A 15334-nucleotide genomic window follows, 5' to 3' on the forward strand; every position below is an offset into this window, starting at 1 on the left:
AGGAGTGGTACGTGTGAACAGCGCCGCGCTGACGCCCGAGCAGACGGAGCGGGTCGTCGCCCTCGCCCTCGACCTGGCGCGGGAGGGAAGGACCGCGGAACTCGTGGAGTTCGTCGAGCACGGGCTGCCCGTGGACGTGACCGACGCGCAGTCCAACAGCCCGCTGATGCTGGCCGCCTACCACGGTCACGCCGACACGGTGCGCGCCCTGCTGCGCCTCGGTGCCGACCCCGATCTGCGCAACGCGCGCGACCAGTCGCCCGTCGCCGGGGCCCTGTTCAAGGGCGAGGAGGACGTGGCGGCGGTCCTCGTCGAGGCCGGCGCGGACCTCGACGCGGGTACCCCGACGGCGCGCGCGGCGGCCGCGATGTTCGGCCGCGCACACCTGCTGCCCGGCTGACACCTCTTCCGGCTCGCGTCAGCGGTCCATCGCGGCGCGCGCGAACTCCCGTACGCCGTCGGCGAATTCCACGTCCGGCTTCCAGCCGAGCTCCGCGCGCAGCCGCGCCGAGTCGGCGGTGATGTGTCGGACGTCGCCGAGGCGGTACTCCCCGGTCACGACGGGCTCGGGTCCGCCGTACGCCGCGGCGAGCGCGGAGGCCATCTCGCCGACGGTGTGCGGCGTCCCGCTGCCCGTGTTGTACGCGCGCAGGGCGCCGGGTTCGCCGTCGGCCTCCAGGGCCACCGCATTGGCCTCGGCGACGTCCCGTACGTGCACGAAGTCGCGCCGCTGGCGGCCGTCCTCGAAGACGCGGGGCGCCTCACCGCGGGCGAGCGCCGAGCGGAAGAAGGAGGCGACACCGGCGTACGGGGTGTCGCGGGGCATCCGGGGGCCGTACACGTTGTGGTAGCGCAGCGAGACCGCCGTGCCGCCGGTCGAGCGGGCCCAGGCGGCGGCGAGGTGTTCCTGCGCGAGCTTGGTCGCGGCGTACACATTGCGCGGGTCGGCGGGGGCGTCCTCGCCGACGAGGCCCGGCGCCAGCTCGGCGCCGCAGTCGGGACACCGGGGCTCGAACCGTCCCGCGTCGAGGTCGGCGACGGCACGCGGGCCCGGCCGGACGACGCCGTGCCGGGGGCAGGCGTAGCGGCCCTCCCCGTAGACGACCATCGACCCGGCGAGCACCAGGCGCGGCACCCCGGCCTCGGCCATGGCCGCGAGCAGGACGGCCGTGCCGAGGTCGTTGCGGGAGACGTACGCGGCCGCGTCGGCGACGCCGTTGCCGAGGCCGACCATGGCCGCCTGGTGGCACACGGCGTCGACGCCCGCCAGGGCGCGTGCGACCGCCTCGGGGTCGCGCACATCGGCGCCCGGGTCCTCCCGCACGTCGAACACGACGGGCTCGTGCCCGCGCGCGGTGAGCGCCTCGACGACATGGGACCCGATGAACCCGGCACCGCCGGTGACCAGAACTCGCATGCCGCCACGCTAGGCCGCCGAGGCCCGCGCGCCACGGCAACGGGCCGAGGCGTCACGACTCCGTAAGACCCTCCCCCTTGGCCCCTTGACACGTTTTGCATAATGCAAAGGTCGGTATTTTGCATGGTGCAAAGGTGAGGCGGACAAAGAGTGAGTGGCACAGGAGGCGGCCTGCGGGCGATGCGGTCGGCGCTCGGCGGCCGGGGTTCGACGATGGTCCTCGCGGTGCTCGTCGGCGCGGGGGCGGGACTCGGCTCGATCGTCTTCCGCTGGTGCATCCAGACGTTCACCCGGCTGCTGTCGGGGCACGACGACTACGCGGCGGACCCGGGCAGCGCCAACCCGCACGTCCCCTGGCTCGGCCCGTTCTTCGTGCTCGTCGCGCCCGTCGTCGGCGGGCTGCTCTACGGGCCGCTGGTCAACCGCTTCGCCAAGGAGGCGCGCGGGCACGGCGTGCCGGAGGTGATGCTGGCGGTCGCCAAGCGCGGCGGCCGGATCAGCCCGAAGGTCGCCGTGGTGAAGACGCTCGCGTCGGCGCTGACCATCGGCTCGGGCGGTTCGGTGGGGCGCGAGGGGCCGATCGTGCAGATCGGTTCGGCGCTCGGCTCCACGCTCGGCCGCGTCACCGGGCTCTCGGAGGAGCGCCTGAAGCTGCTCGTGGCGTGCGGCGCGGCGGGCGGCATCGCGGCGACGTTCAACGCGCCGCTGGCCGGGGTGTTCTTCGCGATGGAGCTGATCCTGCGGGCGTTCACCGTCGAGGCGTTCGGCGCGACGGTCCTGGCGAGTGTCACCGCGAGCGTGATCGGCCGGGCCGCGTTCGGCGACGTGGCGTTCCTGAACCTGCCCGACTTCCCCGTCCAACACCTGGGCCAGTACGCCCTGTTCGCGGTGCTCGGCGTCGTCGCGGGCGCGGTCGGCGTCGGCTTCTCGCGGGTCCTGTACGCCATCGAGGACGCCTGCGACTGGCTGTGGCGCGGCCCCGAGTGGCTGCGCCCCGCGGTCGGCGGCCTCGCGCTCGGCCTGGTCCTGCTCGCGCTCCCCGAGATGTACGGGGTCGGATACCCGGTCCTGGAGAAGGCCACGGAGGGCGGGTACGCGATCGGGTTCCTGCTGCTCCTGCTCGTCGGCAAGATGATCGCCACGAGCCTCACCATCGGGGTCGGCGGCTCGGGCGGGGTGTTCGCGCCGAGCCTGTTCATCGGGGCGATGCTGGGCGCGGCGTTCGGCGCGGGCGCGCACGCGCTGCTGCCCGGCACGGCGGGTGCCGTCGGTGCGTACGCGCTGGTGGGCATGGGCGCCGTCTTCGCGGGCTCGTCGCGGGCTCCGATCACCGCCGTGGTGATCCTCTTCGAGCTGACCGGCGAGTACTCGATCATCCTGCCGCTGATGCTGGCGATCGTCCTCGCGACGGCCGTCAGCCGGCTGCTCACCCGGGACACCATCTACACGCTGAAGCTGCGCCGCCGCGGCATCGACCTCGACGGTCCCGCGCCCGGCGCGCCGCTCGGCGGCCAGGAGGTGTCCTCGGTCCTGGAGCCGCTGCCCGCTCCCCTGCCCGCGTCGCTGCGCCTCGCGGACGCCGCCGAGCTGTTGAGCCGCTCCGGCCACGGGGCGCTGCCCGTGCGCGACGAGACCGGTGCGCATGTCGGCGTCGTCACGGCGCAGGCCGTCGCCGAGACGCTGGCGGAGCAGCCGGACGGGGCGCCGGCCACGGTGGGCGAACTGGCCCTGCCCGCCCCGCGGGTCACCACGGACCAGCCGCTGGCGACGGCCCTGCACACCCTGCTCGCGGCGCCCGGCACGGGGCTTCCCGTGATGGACGCGGACAAGGACGAGCCGGCGGGGTGGCTCAGCCACCAGGGGGCACTGCGGGCGCTGCACAACACGCCCGCCCGCGTACAGCAGCCCGCTTAACGGGTGGCGCCGCCCGTCGGCAGGTCGGCCCAGCCGAGCGGGTGCAGGGTCGGGTCGGAGCCGTCGGGCGCGGAGGGTTCGCCGCCGGCCTCGTTGAACGCGTCGAGCGCGCCGATCAGCGAGGCCCGCTGGTCCGGGTCCAGGCGCTCGACGATCCCCGCGATGTCCTCGCGGCGGCGGGCCGTCACGTTCTCGACGGTGCGGCGGCCCTCGTCGGTCAACTGCAGCAGTGTCTCGCGGCGGTTGGCGGGGTTGGCGCGGCGGTCCGCGAGCCCGGCGGCGATCAGCCGGTCCACCATCCGCATCGCCGTCGAGGGCGCCACGTGCAACTGGTCGGCGAGCGTGACGAGTTTGGTGGCGCCGCGCGTCGACAGCACGACCAGCATCCGGAACTGAGCGAGCGTCACCCGGTCCTCGACCTCCGCGAGGGACCGGGCCGACACGGCGACCAGCAGCCGCGACGCGGTGAGCACCGCCCGCGTCACCGCGTCCACGTCGTCGCGGCCCTCCGCTCCGGCCCCGCTCCCGCTGTCAGCCATGCGCCCTCCTCGCGGTGTCGATGCCCGTCAGTATGAGGTCGATGCCCGCGAGGAACTGCGCCCGGTCGTCGTGTTCGGGCAATTCCTCCGCCACCTGCCGCAGGAACGGATGGCGTGCGGCGTCGAGTTCCGCCCACTGGGAGGCGATGCCGCCGAGGAACGAGGAGCGGTCCGTGGCGGCGCCGGGCAGAACCAGGCGGGCGTTCGCCGCGTTCTGGGCGGCCGCCCCGAGGACGTAGTTCAGGAGCGCGGACGCGGCGTCGAACTGCGCGTCCCGGGCGACGCCCAGCTCCTGGACCCGGCCGCCGAACCCTTCGAAGATCTGCAACAGCGCAGGCCCCCACGGCTCGCGGGAGAGCTGCGCGCCGACCCACGGGTGGGCGTCGATGGCGTCGAACACCCCGAGCGCGAGCGCGCGGATGCCCTCGCGCGGGTCGGCCCCGGGCGTGATGCCTGCCAGGACGCGGGTGACGACGTCCTCGGTGGCGGCGGCGAGCAGCTCGTCCTTGTTCGCGACGTGCCAGTAGATCGCCCCCGCCCCGGTGGCGAGGCGCGCCGACAGCGCACGGAAGGTCAGCGCCTTCTCGCCCTCCGTGTCGAGGATGCCGATCGCCGCCTCGACGATCCGCTCCTTCGAGAGCGCGTCGGTGCGCCGCTCGGTCCGTTGTGCCCTGGTCGCCATGGATCACATTTTGACATGACTGGAACGTTGTTCCAAACTGGTGGAACCGACACTGGAACACCGTTCCAGTCGCTTCAGGAGATCGCCACGAAACGGAGCCCGATCATGAACACCACGACACCCACCCCCACCCCCGTCACCATCGTCGGCGCGGGTCTCGGCGGCCTCGTGCTCGCCCGCGTCCTGCACCTCCACGGCATCCCGGCGACGGTCCACGAATCCGATCCCTCGCCCGACGCCCGCAGCCAGGGCGGCCAGCTCGACATGCACGAGGCCGACGGGCAGGCCGCGCTCGCCGCGGCGGGGCTCACAGAGGAGTTCCGCGCGATCATCCACGAGGGCGCGGAGGCCCTGCGTGTGCTCGACCGGCACGGCGAGGTGCTGCTCGACGAGCCGGACGACGGCCAGGCACACCGCCCCGAGGTGCTCCGCGGCGACCTGCGCCGCATCCTGCTCGACTCGCTGCCCGAGGGCACCGTCCGCTGGGGCCACAAGCTCACCGCCGTCCGCCCGCTCGGCTCCGGCCGCCACGAGCTGACCTTCGCCGACGGCTCGACCGTCACCACCGGTCTGCTCGTCGGCGCCGACGGCGCGTGGTCGAAGGTCCGGCCGCTCGTCTCCGCCGCCACACCCACGTACACCGACACGACGTTCGTCGAGACCTATCTGCACGACGTCGACGCGCGGCACCCCGCGGCGGCGCGCGCGGTCGGCGCGGGCGCGCTGCTCGCCCCCTCCCCCGGCAAGGGCATCAACGCGCACCGCGAGGCCGGCGGGATCATCCACACGTACGTCCAACTGACCCGCCCCGCCGACTGGTTCGACGCGATCGACTTCACGGACGCGCGGGCGGCGAAGGCCCGGATCGCGGCGGAGTTCGACGGCTGGGCCCCGGAGCTGACGGCGCTGATCACGGACGGCGAGTCCGCCCCGGTCGCCCGCATGATCCACACGCTGCCCGACGACCACCGCTGGGACCGCGTCCCGGGTGTCACGCTCCTCGGCGACGCCGCGCACCTCATGCCGCCGTCCGGTGACGGCGCGAACCTCGCGATGTTCGACGGCGCCGAACTCGGCCGGGCGATCGCCGCGCACCCCGGCGACGTCGAGGCCGCCCTCGCTTCGTACGAGGAGGCCATGTTCGCCCGCACCTCCCCCTTCTACGGGGACGCGCGTGAGATCTTGGACCTCTGCCTCGGCGACCGCGCACCGCACTCGCTCGTCGACTTCTTCACCGCCGCGGGCGAAACGGTGCGGGAGGCCGCGGGAGCCTGACCCGACGACGTCCCACGAAAGGCACGGGCGATGCCGCTTCCCCGCACCCTCGACGGCCGACCGGCCCTCCCCACCGGACTCCGGCGCCGACTGGCCCGCCTGCCCATCGGCCTGTACCGCGCGGGCCTCGGCCCGCTGCTCGGCAAGCGACTCCTCCTGCTGCACCACAAGGGCCGCACGTCGGGACTGCACCGGCGCGTGGTCCTGGAAGTCGTCGCGCACGACGCGGAGCGCGGCACCTGGACCCTCGCCTCGGGCTTCGGCCCCAAGTCCGCCTGGTACCAGAACCTGCGCCGCACCCCGCGCACCCTGATCCAGCACGGCGCCCACCGCCACATCGTCGACGCCCGCTTCCTCACGCCCGACGAGGGCGCCGCCGTCATGGCCCGCTACGCCCCCGAGCACCCGCGGACCGCCCGCAAGCTGTGCGCCTTCATGGGGTTCGAGACGGACGGCAGCGAGGACTCGTTCCGCGCGGCAGGCCGCCGGATCCCGTTCGTGCGCCTCGAGCGCGCGCCCGGCACCCGCACGACATAGTCGCTTCCGTGTGCGTACGTCTCCAGAGCCCGGGTACCCGGCCGCAGCACACAGTCCACCGAGACGAGACGACGACACGGAGGACCGTCATGACGACCACGGCCGAGACCGGTGAGGTCACCGGCACGCTCGACAAGGACTACAACCTCGTCTGGTTCGTCGAGTCCTGCCTCAGCAACGCGCTGCGCCTGGAGACGTACATCCAGGACGCCGAGCGCACCAAGGACGGCGAGCTCGCCGAACTGTTCCGCAAGGCGCAGGCCGACAGCCGCAAGGGCGCCGACCTTGGCAAGCAGCTGCTGAGGACGCGACTCCAGCAGGGCTGACGCCGCTACGAGGCCGGGGCCGACCCACCGCGGGTCGGCCCCGGCGCTTTTCTGTCGAAGGCGGGGGCCGGGTCAGGGGCGGGGATCGGCCAACATCCGGGCCGTCGCACGCCCGATTTCGAAGGGTTGGGGCGAGGGAAGCCCGGAGTCCGAATGAGGGGCACTCATTCCACTTAGGGGGACAAGCCTCCCGTTCCCCTCTATTCCCCCTACTTCCGCATCATTCGGTGGTCGCGCTCCGTCGCGCGGACGCCGTCGTGGTGGCAGCGCGTGATCGTCGGGACGGCGCGATCGGGACGGAATGGTTTAGGCCACCGAGATCAACTTTTGTTGTTCGGGGATGACCGGCGGCCTAGATTCTGCGTGGCTCAACGACCCGATCACGAACGGCAGTTGAGGGATCGACGCTGCCGTTCTCGACGAAAGGACGTGCCATGCGCGTCAGAAGACTCGCCCTGGCGGGCGCCGTCACCCTCGCGGGCCTCGGCACCGCGCTCTCCACCGCGGGCCCGGCGAACGCCGCCGAGACCTGCACCAGTGGTTACGCCTGCCTCTACTACAACAGCAACTACTCCGGCGCCTTCTACCGGCAGTACTTCGACATTCCCAACTACGCCGGTTACTACTTCAGCGCCAGCGCCGCCGGCAGCGCCGGTGCGGGCCTCCCGGTGAAGAACAACACCGCCTCGGTGGACAACTGGGACTTCTACAACGGCATCCGCGAGTACTACAACAGCAACTACGCGGGCGCTTCCCAGTCGATCGCCGCCGGTGGTCAGGCCAACCTGAACACGACGCTCAAGAACGAGAACGCGTCGGGCAAGTTCTACTAGGCCGACCCTGAGCACCACCCGATGAACGGGGTGTGCTGCCCAATGCAGCTGGGCAGCACACCCCTCCTCGCAGTCTAGCCAGTGGCTGTTCCACCAGAGCGACCTCACGTCACCCCAAGGATGAGCATCATCATGCGCAGGCGCCAACTCCACCTGACCGTACTGGCCTTCGGCAGCATCGCCACTGTGCTGGCCCTGGCCGGCTGCGACTCCTCCGGTTCGAGCGACTCGGGCGACACCAAGGCCGGTTCGGTCCCCCGCACCTCCACCGCGCCGAAACTCGCCTCCACGACGGACCAGTCGCTGCCCATCGAGGCGTACATGTACACCAAGGACCAGACCCAGCAGCTGGACAACGCCCGGGTGGTCCTGCGCCGCGAGTGCATGCGCCGCTTCGGTTTCCCGTACGAGGACCAGAAGGCGCAGAACACGTTCCAGCCCAAGAGCATCGCGCAGTTCCGGTACGGCGTGACCGACGCCGACGACGCGGCGGTGCACGGCTACAAGCCCGCGGGGTCCGAGCGCAAGGTCGTCAAGCCGGCCCCGGTGAAGATGGCGCCCGCCGCGACCACGGCGCTGACCGGCACCCAGGACGCGAAGGTCAAGCCCGGTTCCGCACAGGCCAAGGGCGGCCAGCGGATCAACGGCCACAAGGTCCCTGCGGGCGGCTGCATCGGCGAGGCCGACCGCAAGCTGGGCGCCACCTCGTCGCAGGACTTCGGCGACGCCCCCGTGGTGGTGCGGGTCAACAGCGACAGCTGGGCCAAGTCGTACAACGACAAGCGGGTCCGCGCGGTCTTCACCAAGTGGTCGGCCTGCATGAAGGACAAGGGCTACGCCTACGCCGACCCGATGAAGGCCAACGACGACCGCCAGTGGCAGAAGACCGCCACGGCCACGCCCCGTGAGCAGCAGGTCGCCGCGGCCGACGTGGCCTGCAAGCACAAGTACAACGTGCTGGGCGTCTGGTACTCCGTCGACGTCGCCTACCAGAAGCAGATGATCGAGCAGAACGCCGAGGCGCTGAACGATGTGCGCAAGCAGATCGACAAGCGGCTGAAACTCGCGGCCGACATCGCGTAACGCGGCGGGCACTTCGACGCGTCGGACGGACGTGGGGAGTGCCCGCTTCCCATCTCACGGCCGCGGGCGGCCACACGACGACGAGTGCCGGGCGTCACCGGCCTGGAGAGACGCGATGATCGAATCCGTGCGCGGCGGCCACGTGGGGCCGGCCGACGCCGAGGACACCGACGCCGAGGAGACCGGCCGGGGCGGCGGTCCCGCGGGCGCGGGACGCGGCCGGCGGCGCCGGAGCGGTGCGGCCGACGAGGAGACGAGCGGGGCCGCGGGGCTCGGGCGGCGGCGCAAGGCCGTCGCCCTGGTCGCGGGCGGGGCGCTGGTGCTCACCGGGGCGGGCGTGGCCGCGTCCCTGGTGGTGAAGTCCCCCGCCCAAGTGGCCGCCGAGGCCAAGGCACCGAAGCAGGGCGTGCTGACGGCCCCCGTGGAGAAGCGGGTGCTGAAGGACTCGGTGGTGCTGCGCGGCACGGTGGTCGCCGGTCAGTCGGTGGACGTCACGGTGTCGGCGTCGACGGGCACGACGGGGGCGAGCCGCGCCGTCGTCACGAAGGCGCCCAAGCCGGTCGGCGCCAAGGTGACGGCGGGTCAGGTGGTCGCCGAGGTGTCGGGGCGGCCGGTGTTCGCGCTCAAGGGGAAGGTGCCGGTCTACCGGGACCTGAAGTCCGGGGCGACCGGCGCCGACGTCGCCCAACTCCAGGCCGCGCTTGCCGACTTGGGGCACGCGTCGAACCCGGACGCGCGCGGCACGTTCGGCGCTGGCACCCGCCGCGCGCTCGCCTCCTTCTACACCTCGATCGGCTACGACCCGGTGTCCGCGCAGACCGACGGCGCCACCGCCGTGCGGGACGCGCAGGACGCTGTGACCTCCGCCGAGCGGACGGCTCAGGACGCCGAGGACGCGGACAAGGCGCGTTCCACGGCGGCGACCCGGCGGGCGGTGGAGCGGGCCGAGCAGGATCTGCGCAGGGCGCGGGACCGGCTGAGCGAGGCGCAGGCCGAGGCGGGACCGATGCTTCCGGCGTCGGAGGTCGTGTACCTGTCCGCGTTCCCGGCGCGGGTGGACAGCGTGTCCGCGGTGCTCGGCTCGGCCGTCACCGGCAAGGTGATGACGCTGTCGGCGGGCCGCCTGGTCGTGGACGGCTACCTCCAGGAGGCGCAGAAGGGGCTCGTCAGGGCCGGGCAGAAGGCGGAGATACTTCAGGAGCAGAGCGGCAAGGAGACCCGGGCCCGGGTCCGTTCGGTCGCCGACACACCGGAGGCCGCCGAACAGTCTGGCGACAGTGCGGCCGCTCCTGCGGGTGGCGGTGATGACGCCGGTTCCGGGCAGCAGTCCGAGACCCAGGGCTACCGGATGGTGGTGGCGCCCGACACGCCGCTCGCGTCGGGCGCGGTGGGACAGGACGTGCGGCTGACCGTCGAGGCGGCGTCCACCGAGGGCGAGGCGCTCGTCGTGCCGGTGACCGCCGTGTCCGCGGCGTCGGACGGCGACACGGTCGTCACCGTCGTCACCACCGGCGGCAAGCAGCGCAGGGTGCCGGTCCGCACCGGCACGACCGGAGACGGCTATGTGGAGGTCCGGCCCTCGGGCGAGGCCGAACTCGCCGCGGGCGACGAGGTCGTGACCGGCGTCAAGGCGGGCGCGGGGGACGCCCGGTGAGCGGCGGCGAGCGGGCGGTGCCCGTCATCGAGTTCCGGCGGGTGGCCCTCACGTACCCGGGCCCGCCGCCCGTTCCGGCGCTGCTCCCCTGCGATCTGCGCATCGAGCGGGGCGAGTTCGTGACCGTGGTCGGACCCTCCGGGTCGGGCAAGTCGACGTTCCTGAACATCGCGGGGCTGCTGGACGCGCCGACCGGGGGCCGTTATCTGCTGGACGGCATCGACACCGGCGCGCTGCGCGACGGCGACCGCACGGCGCTGCGCGGCCGGCGCATCGGCTTCGTCTTCCAGTCCTTCCATCTGCTGCCGCACCGCAGCGCCCGGGAGAACGTGGCGCTGGCCATGGTCTACAACGACACCCCGCGCGGCGAACGCGCGGACCGCGCCCGCCGCGCCCTCGAACAGGTCGGCCTCGGCCACCGCCTGGACGCGGCGCCGACCCGGCTCTCCGGCGGCGAACGCCAGCGCGTGGCGATCGCCCGCGCGCTGGTGTCACGGCCCTCGCTGCTGCTGTGCGACGAACCGACGGGCAACCTCGACAGCAGGAACGCCGACGCGGTCCTCACGCTCCTCGAGGAGCTGCACCGCTCGGGCATGACGGTCCTGGTCATCACGCACGACCCGGCCGTGGCCGCGCGCGGCGCCCGTACGGTGACGATCCGCGACGGCGTCCTCGACGAGCGGGTGACGGTATGAGCAGACACCGCGACCGCCGCCGAAGATGGGCGGTCCGCCGCTCCCGCGCCGTCGAGCCGTCCGTGCTCAGCCCCCGCGACCTGCTCGGCGAGTCCCTCGCCGGAGTCCTCCAGCGTCCGGCCCGCTCCGCGCTCACGGCGCTCGGCACGGTGCTCGGCGTCGGCACGTTCGTGGCGATCCTCGGGCTCACGGCGACGACGTCGTCCCAGATCGACTCCCGGTTCAACGCGCTGACGGCCACCGAGGTCAACATCGAGGACGTCGGCATCGAGCAGGACGAGTTCGTCCGCCTCGCCTTTCCCAAGGACGCCGACGCGCGCATGCGGCGGCTCGCGGGGGTCGAGCACGCGGGCGTGTACTGGACGGTGGACACCCGCACCACCGATGCCACGGTCCGCTCCTCGCCCGTCGGCGACGCGGCGGACGGCGAGCGGGCGAACATCGTCGCCGCGTCGCCGGGCGTCATCGAGGCGGCGGTGCCGCGCCTGGCGCAGGGCCGGATCTACGACGCGTACGCGGAGCGGACCGCCCAGCCCGTCGTCGTGATCGGCGCGGGCATGGCACGGCGGCTCGGCATCACGACCCTGGAGACCCGGCCCGCGCTGTTCATCGGAGACCAGCCGTTCACCGTCGTCGGCATCATCGACGACGTGAAGCGCAAGGCGGACCTGCTGCTCTCGGTCGTCGTCCCGCGCTCGACGGCCCTGAAGACGTGGGGCGAGCCGCAGTCCGGCGGGGCGAAGATGCTCGTCTCGACGAAGATGGGCGCCGCCCGCCAGGTCGCCCGGCTCGCCCCGACGGCCCTGCGCCCCGACCATCCCGAGTACTTCAAGTCGATCCCGCCACCCGACCCGCGCACCCTGCGCGGCAACGTGACGGACGACCTCCAGCAGCTGTTCCTGCTGCTCGCCGCGATCTGTATGGTCATCGGCGCCGTCGGCATCGCCAACACGACGCTGGTGGCGGTTCTGGAGCGGACCGGCGAGATCGGTCTCCGCCGTGCCCTGGGCGCACGGGGCGGTCACATCACGGCGCAGTTCCTCGCCGAGTCCGGGGCGATGGGCGCGCTGGGCGGTCTCATCGGGACGAGCCTCGGCACGCTGACCGTCGTCGGCGTCGCGGTCGCCCGGGACTGGACGCCGGTGCTGCACACGTCGACGGTGGCGTCCGCGCCGCTGATCGGCCTGGTCACGGGCGTGGTGGCGGGCCTGTATCCGGCGTGGCGGGCGTCCCGCATCCAGCCGGCGGAAGCGCTGCGGCGCTGAATTCGCGAGGGCGTGTAACGCGGCCACCGTGCCGAGGCGTCAATAGGGCAGAGCGTACGCGTGGCCGGGAGGGGACTCAGATGCGCGGATCGGCGCACCGGACCGAGGAGATCGAGGAGTTCATGCGGACCGTCAGCCCTGGCCTGTTCCGGGCGGCGCTGCTGGTCTGCGGGGACCATCATCTCGCGGAGGACCTGGTGCAGACGACTCTGGGCAAGGTGTTCGTCTCCTGGCGACGGGTGCGCAAGGCCGACCGCCCAGCGGCGTACGTGCGCGCGATGCTGATGCGCACGTACCTCTCGTATGTCCGGCTGCATCGGACATACGAGAAGCCGGTGGAGGAGGTGCCGGAGCAGATGTCCGGCCCTCACGACCCGGCCCTGCGGCTGACGCTGGTGGACGCACTGGCACAGCTTCCGCCGCGGGACCGGGCCGTGGTCGTCCTGCGCTACTGGGAGGACCTCAGCGTCGCCCAGACCGCCGCCGAACTGGGCATGAGCCAGGGCAATGTGCGCATCCGCAGCATGCGGGCGCTGAAGGTCCTGCGCGCCGCCCTCGCGGACCAGCACGACGTCCTCACGGGGAAGCAGTAGGGAGCTTGTCATGGAACGAGTGGAGAGGCCGGGGCGGCGGGCCCCCGGAGCCGGAACACCTGACGGGGACACGGAGTTCGAGCGCCACCTCGGCGCCCTGCTCGACGCGTACGCGGAGGAGGCGGGCGCGCCCGTCGACCCGCTGGTCGCCGGCGGGCTCGCCCGGGGCCGCCGGCTGCGCGCCCGGCGCAGGGCTCTGTGGGGCGCGGGCACCGTGGCCTGCGCGGGCGCGGTCGCCGCGGTCGTCGTCTTCTCCGGAAGCACTCCGCACCGGGCGGTGCTCGAGGCGGGCGGGGTGACGATCCCCGACTTCGCGCCGGTCGCCGCCGCGTCGTCAGGGGCGTCGGCGGTGACCGGGCAGGAGGCCGTCGACACACTGCGCGGACTGCTGCCGCACGGCGGGGCGGGCGCCACGGGAGCCCGCGCGTGGGACGGGCCCGATGAACGCTCACGCCCCTCGGCGGGCGGCCGGCTGCTCCTGGAGGGCTCCGAGGTCGCCGTCAGCGTGCAGGGCAACTTCCAGCTGACCGGGGCCGACGCGCTCGGCAAGGAAGCGGCACGCAAGGGGGCAGGAGGCGCGGAGGGCCGGGTCGACAAGAGCGGTACCGCGGCCCCCGACAAGTCCGCCGCCGCGCGCGAGGCGAAGGGCGACGGCAAGGACGGCGGAAAGCAGATACGCCCCGCCACCCGCGCCGAACTCCGCACCTTCTACTCGTGCGCCGCACGCACCGCCCCCGACGCCGACCTGTCCGGCTGCACGGCGCGCAACGTCTCGGGCGGCGCGGTCCTCATCACGTACGAGGAGCACCGGGGCGATCTGGTGGAGCGCACCGCCGATCTGCTGCGCAAGGACGGCACGCGCGTGGTGCTGACGGCCGCGAACGCCGCCGACCCGAAGCAGGGTCCGGCCACCGCCGCCGCTCCCCCGCTGACCACAGGTCAACTGTCCAGGATGGCGGGCAGCAAGGCGTGGCAGCCCTGGGAGGTCAACCGCTGAGCGGCCCGGGTGTCACTGTCCCGGCGCACGCTCCGCCGTGACCACCACGGCGGTGTACGGGAGGGTGAACGTGCCGCCCATGGCGTCGATCGCGGCGCCGGTGCGCGCGACCAGGTCGTCCAGCTGCTCGGGCGCGTACGTGCCCGCCTCCCCGCTGGTGCGCAGCTGTTCCAGCCACACGTCACGGGTGTAGGTGGCCTCCCACGGGAAGCGCCACTCCTCCGGTGCGCCGAACAGGCCGGTGGCTCGCAGCCCGTCGGAGACGGTCCCGAGGATCGTGTCGTACGCGTCGAGGGCGGGCCCCGCCCAGGGGTTGCGCGGCGCGTCGGGCAGGGCCGCGCGGTGGGCGGCGGCGAAGGCCTCGGCGACGTCGGGCGTGGGGCGGAAGACGTTCCAGAACAGGGCGATCCGGCCGCCGGGGCGCAGCACGTGGGCGGCCTTCGCGGCGCCCGCCTCGGGGTCGATCCAGTGCCAGGTCTGGCCCGCGACCACAGCATCGAAGCTGCGGCCCGCCGCGTCCCAGGTCTCGAACCTGCCGACTTCCACGTCGAGTCCGTGGCCGCGGGCGTACTCGGCCATGCGCGGATCGACGTCGACGCCGAGGACGGTGCAGCCCGCCGCCCGGAACTGGCGGGAGGCGATGCCGGTGCCGCAGCCCACGTCGAGGACGTCGGGTCCGGGCGCGGCGGCGGCGATCCGGGCGACCAGGGCCTCGGGGTAGCGGGGGCGGGTGCGGTCGTAGCGCTCGGGGTCGGTGCCGAAGGACTCCGCCATGGCGCGTGCCTTGTGCGGCTCGTTACGAGTGGGCATGCGCCCACCATAATGGGCAAGCGCCCACTCTTCTAGTGTGGCCGGAGTCGAACGAAGGAGAACCGCAGGTGCCGACCGGTGTGGCCATCCGCGATGTCCGCGAGCAGCTCTTCGACGCGGCCGAGCGCGTCCTCATGCGGGACGGCGCCGCCGCGCTCACCAGTCGGGCGGTCACCACGGAGGCGGGCTGCGCCAAGGGCGTGCTGCACCGGCACTTCGCGGACTTCGACGCCTTCCTGGCGGAGCTGGTCCTCGACCGGGCGGGCCGCACCGAGGAGCGGGCCGCCACGCTCGTCGCGTCCGCCGGGACCGGCGACGTCGTCGACCTGCTCACGGAGGCACTGCGGGACCTGTTCACGCCGGTCGTCGTCGCCATGGTCGGCCTGCTGACCTTCCGCGACGGACTGCGCGCGCGGCTGCGGGCGGCCGGACGACCCGGCGTCACGGTGCTCGCGGACGCCACGGCGATGATCCGCGCCTACCTCGAAGCGGAGCGCGCGGCGGGCCGGTTGACGCCGGACACGGACATCGACTCCCTCGGCCTCACCCTCATCGGCTCGGGCCACCTCCTGTACGCGGACCGGGAGGCGGGCCCGCCCACGGACGCGGAGGTCCGCCGGGTCGTCACGTCCGCCGTCGCGGGGGCACTCCCCCGCTGACGCCGACCGCCCCTTCGGTGGGCACATCCGCTCGACAGGACAGCCGTCCGAGGGG

Annotated in this window: 17 protein-coding genes; 13 read left to right on the forward strand and 4 right to left on the reverse strand. The window is 73.3% G+C overall.

The window, feature by feature from the left end; all coding sequences use genetic code 11:
- The first annotated feature begins 13 nt into the window (after positions 1 to 13).
- The gene (locus ACTWJ8_RS04110) at positions 14 to 400 is read left to right on the forward strand and encodes an ankyrin repeat domain-containing protein (protein WP_443262921.1); all 387 of its coding nucleotides are present in this window, start codon (positions 14 to 16) and stop codon (positions 398 to 400) included.
- Between the two features lie 18 nt (positions 401 to 418).
- Here the strand turns inward: ACTWJ8_RS04110 and ACTWJ8_RS04115 are convergent, their stop codons facing one another.
- Positions 419 to 1417 (reverse strand): NAD-dependent epimerase/dehydratase family protein, encoded by a 999-nt coding sequence (locus tag ACTWJ8_RS04115; RefSeq protein WP_443262922.1) that lies wholly within the window; start codon positions 1415 to 1417, stop codon positions 419 to 421.
- Positions 1418 to 1630: 213 nt separating this feature from the next.
- Here ACTWJ8_RS04115 and ACTWJ8_RS04120 point away from each other — a divergent pair, with 213 nt between their 5' ends.
- Entirely contained in the window at positions 1631 to 3331 is a 1701-nt protein-coding gene (locus tag ACTWJ8_RS04120; protein WP_443264799.1) for a chloride channel protein, read from the forward strand.
- Here the strand turns inward: ACTWJ8_RS04120 and ACTWJ8_RS04125 are convergent.
- Positions 3328 to 3870, reverse strand: a complete 543-nt coding sequence (locus ACTWJ8_RS04125) for a MarR family winged helix-turn-helix transcriptional regulator (protein WP_356380331.1) — start codon at positions 3868 to 3870, stop codon at positions 3328 to 3330. The two genes, ACTWJ8_RS04120 and ACTWJ8_RS04125, sit on opposite strands and share 4 nt — an antisense overlap.
- A complete protein-coding gene (locus tag ACTWJ8_RS04130; RefSeq protein WP_443262924.1) occupies positions 3863 to 4552 on the reverse strand; it encodes a TetR/AcrR family transcriptional regulator in 690 nt (229 codons plus the stop codon). Before ACTWJ8_RS04130 ends, ACTWJ8_RS04125 begins: the two co-directional genes overlap by 8 nt.
- Before the next feature lie 105 nt (positions 4553 to 4657).
- On the opposite strand from ACTWJ8_RS04130, the gene ACTWJ8_RS04135 reads away from it, so the two are divergent.
- The 10 genes from ACTWJ8_RS04135 to ACTWJ8_RS04180 all read left to right on the forward strand — a co-directional run bounded on the left by ACTWJ8_RS04135 (position 4658) and on the right by ACTWJ8_RS04180 (position 13810).
- The gene (locus ACTWJ8_RS04135; RefSeq protein ID WP_443262925.1) at positions 4658 to 5827 is read left to right on the forward strand and encodes an FAD-dependent oxidoreductase; all 1170 of its coding nucleotides are present in this window, start codon (positions 4658 to 4660) and stop codon (positions 5825 to 5827) included.
- Positions 5828 to 5857: 30 nt separating this feature from the next.
- Complete coding sequence (locus tag ACTWJ8_RS04140; protein ID WP_443262926.1) at positions 5858 to 6364, forward strand: nitroreductase family deazaflavin-dependent oxidoreductase; 507 nt, start codon at positions 5858 to 5860, stop codon at positions 6362 to 6364.
- Between the two features lie 89 nt (positions 6365 to 6453).
- Positions 6454 to 6690, forward strand: coding sequence for a hypothetical protein (locus ACTWJ8_RS04145; protein ID WP_356380343.1), 237 nt, complete (start codon positions 6454 to 6456; stop codon positions 6688 to 6690).
- 434 nt (positions 6691 to 7124) lie between these two features.
- Complete coding sequence (locus ACTWJ8_RS04150; protein WP_356380345.1) at positions 7125 to 7523, forward strand: hypothetical protein; 399 nt, start codon at positions 7125 to 7127, stop codon at positions 7521 to 7523.
- 132 nt (positions 7524 to 7655) lie between these two features.
- Positions 7656 to 8606 (forward strand): hypothetical protein, encoded by a 951-nt coding sequence (locus tag ACTWJ8_RS04155; protein ID WP_356380348.1) that lies wholly within the window; start codon positions 7656 to 7658, stop codon positions 8604 to 8606.
- Between the two features lie 115 nt (positions 8607 to 8721).
- Positions 8722 to 10260, forward strand: coding sequence for a peptidoglycan-binding protein (locus tag ACTWJ8_RS04160; protein WP_356380351.1), 1539 nt, complete (start codon positions 8722 to 8724; stop codon positions 10258 to 10260).
- Positions 10257 to 10955 (forward strand): ABC transporter ATP-binding protein, encoded by a 699-nt coding sequence (locus tag ACTWJ8_RS04165; RefSeq protein ID WP_356380353.1) that lies wholly within the window; start codon positions 10257 to 10259, stop codon positions 10953 to 10955. The genes ACTWJ8_RS04160 and ACTWJ8_RS04165 overlap by 4 nt, the downstream gene beginning before the upstream one ends.
- Positions 10952 to 12220 carry an ABC transporter permease gene (locus tag ACTWJ8_RS04170; protein WP_443262927.1) on the forward strand — a complete coding sequence of 423 codons (1269 nt, stop codon included), beginning with the start codon at positions 10952 to 10954 and terminating at the stop codon, positions 12218 to 12220. The genes ACTWJ8_RS04165 and ACTWJ8_RS04170 overlap by 4 nt, the downstream gene beginning before the upstream one ends.
- Before the next feature lie 80 nt (positions 12221 to 12300).
- Entirely contained in the window at positions 12301 to 12813 is a 513-nt protein-coding gene (locus ACTWJ8_RS04175) for a SigE family RNA polymerase sigma factor (RefSeq protein ID WP_356380359.1), read from the forward strand.
- Positions 12814 to 12823: 10 nt separating this feature from the next.
- On the forward strand, positions 12824 to 13810 hold the full coding sequence (locus ACTWJ8_RS04180; protein ID WP_356380362.1) for a hypothetical protein: 987 nt from the start codon (positions 12824 to 12826) through the stop codon (positions 13808 to 13810).
- A gap of 12 nt (positions 13811 to 13822) precedes the next feature.
- Here ACTWJ8_RS04180 and ACTWJ8_RS04185 read toward each other — a convergent pair whose 3' ends face one another.
- Positions 13823 to 14620 (reverse strand): class I SAM-dependent methyltransferase, encoded by a 798-nt coding sequence (locus ACTWJ8_RS04185; RefSeq protein ID WP_443262928.1) that lies wholly within the window; start codon positions 14618 to 14620, stop codon positions 13823 to 13825.
- Between the two features lie 68 nt (positions 14621 to 14688).
- Between ACTWJ8_RS04185 and ACTWJ8_RS04190 the strand changes: the two genes are divergently transcribed.
- Positions 14689 to 15279 carry a TetR family transcriptional regulator gene (locus ACTWJ8_RS04190; protein ID WP_443262929.1) on the forward strand — a complete coding sequence of 197 codons (591 nt, stop codon included), beginning with the start codon at positions 14689 to 14691 and terminating at the stop codon, positions 15277 to 15279.
- Positions 15280 to 15334: the final 55 nt, after the last annotated feature.

This window comes from Streptomyces sp. SDT5-1 (assembly GCF_052245995.1).
Taxonomy (GTDB): Bacteria; Actinomycetota; Actinomycetes; order Streptomycetales; family Streptomycetaceae; genus Streptomyces.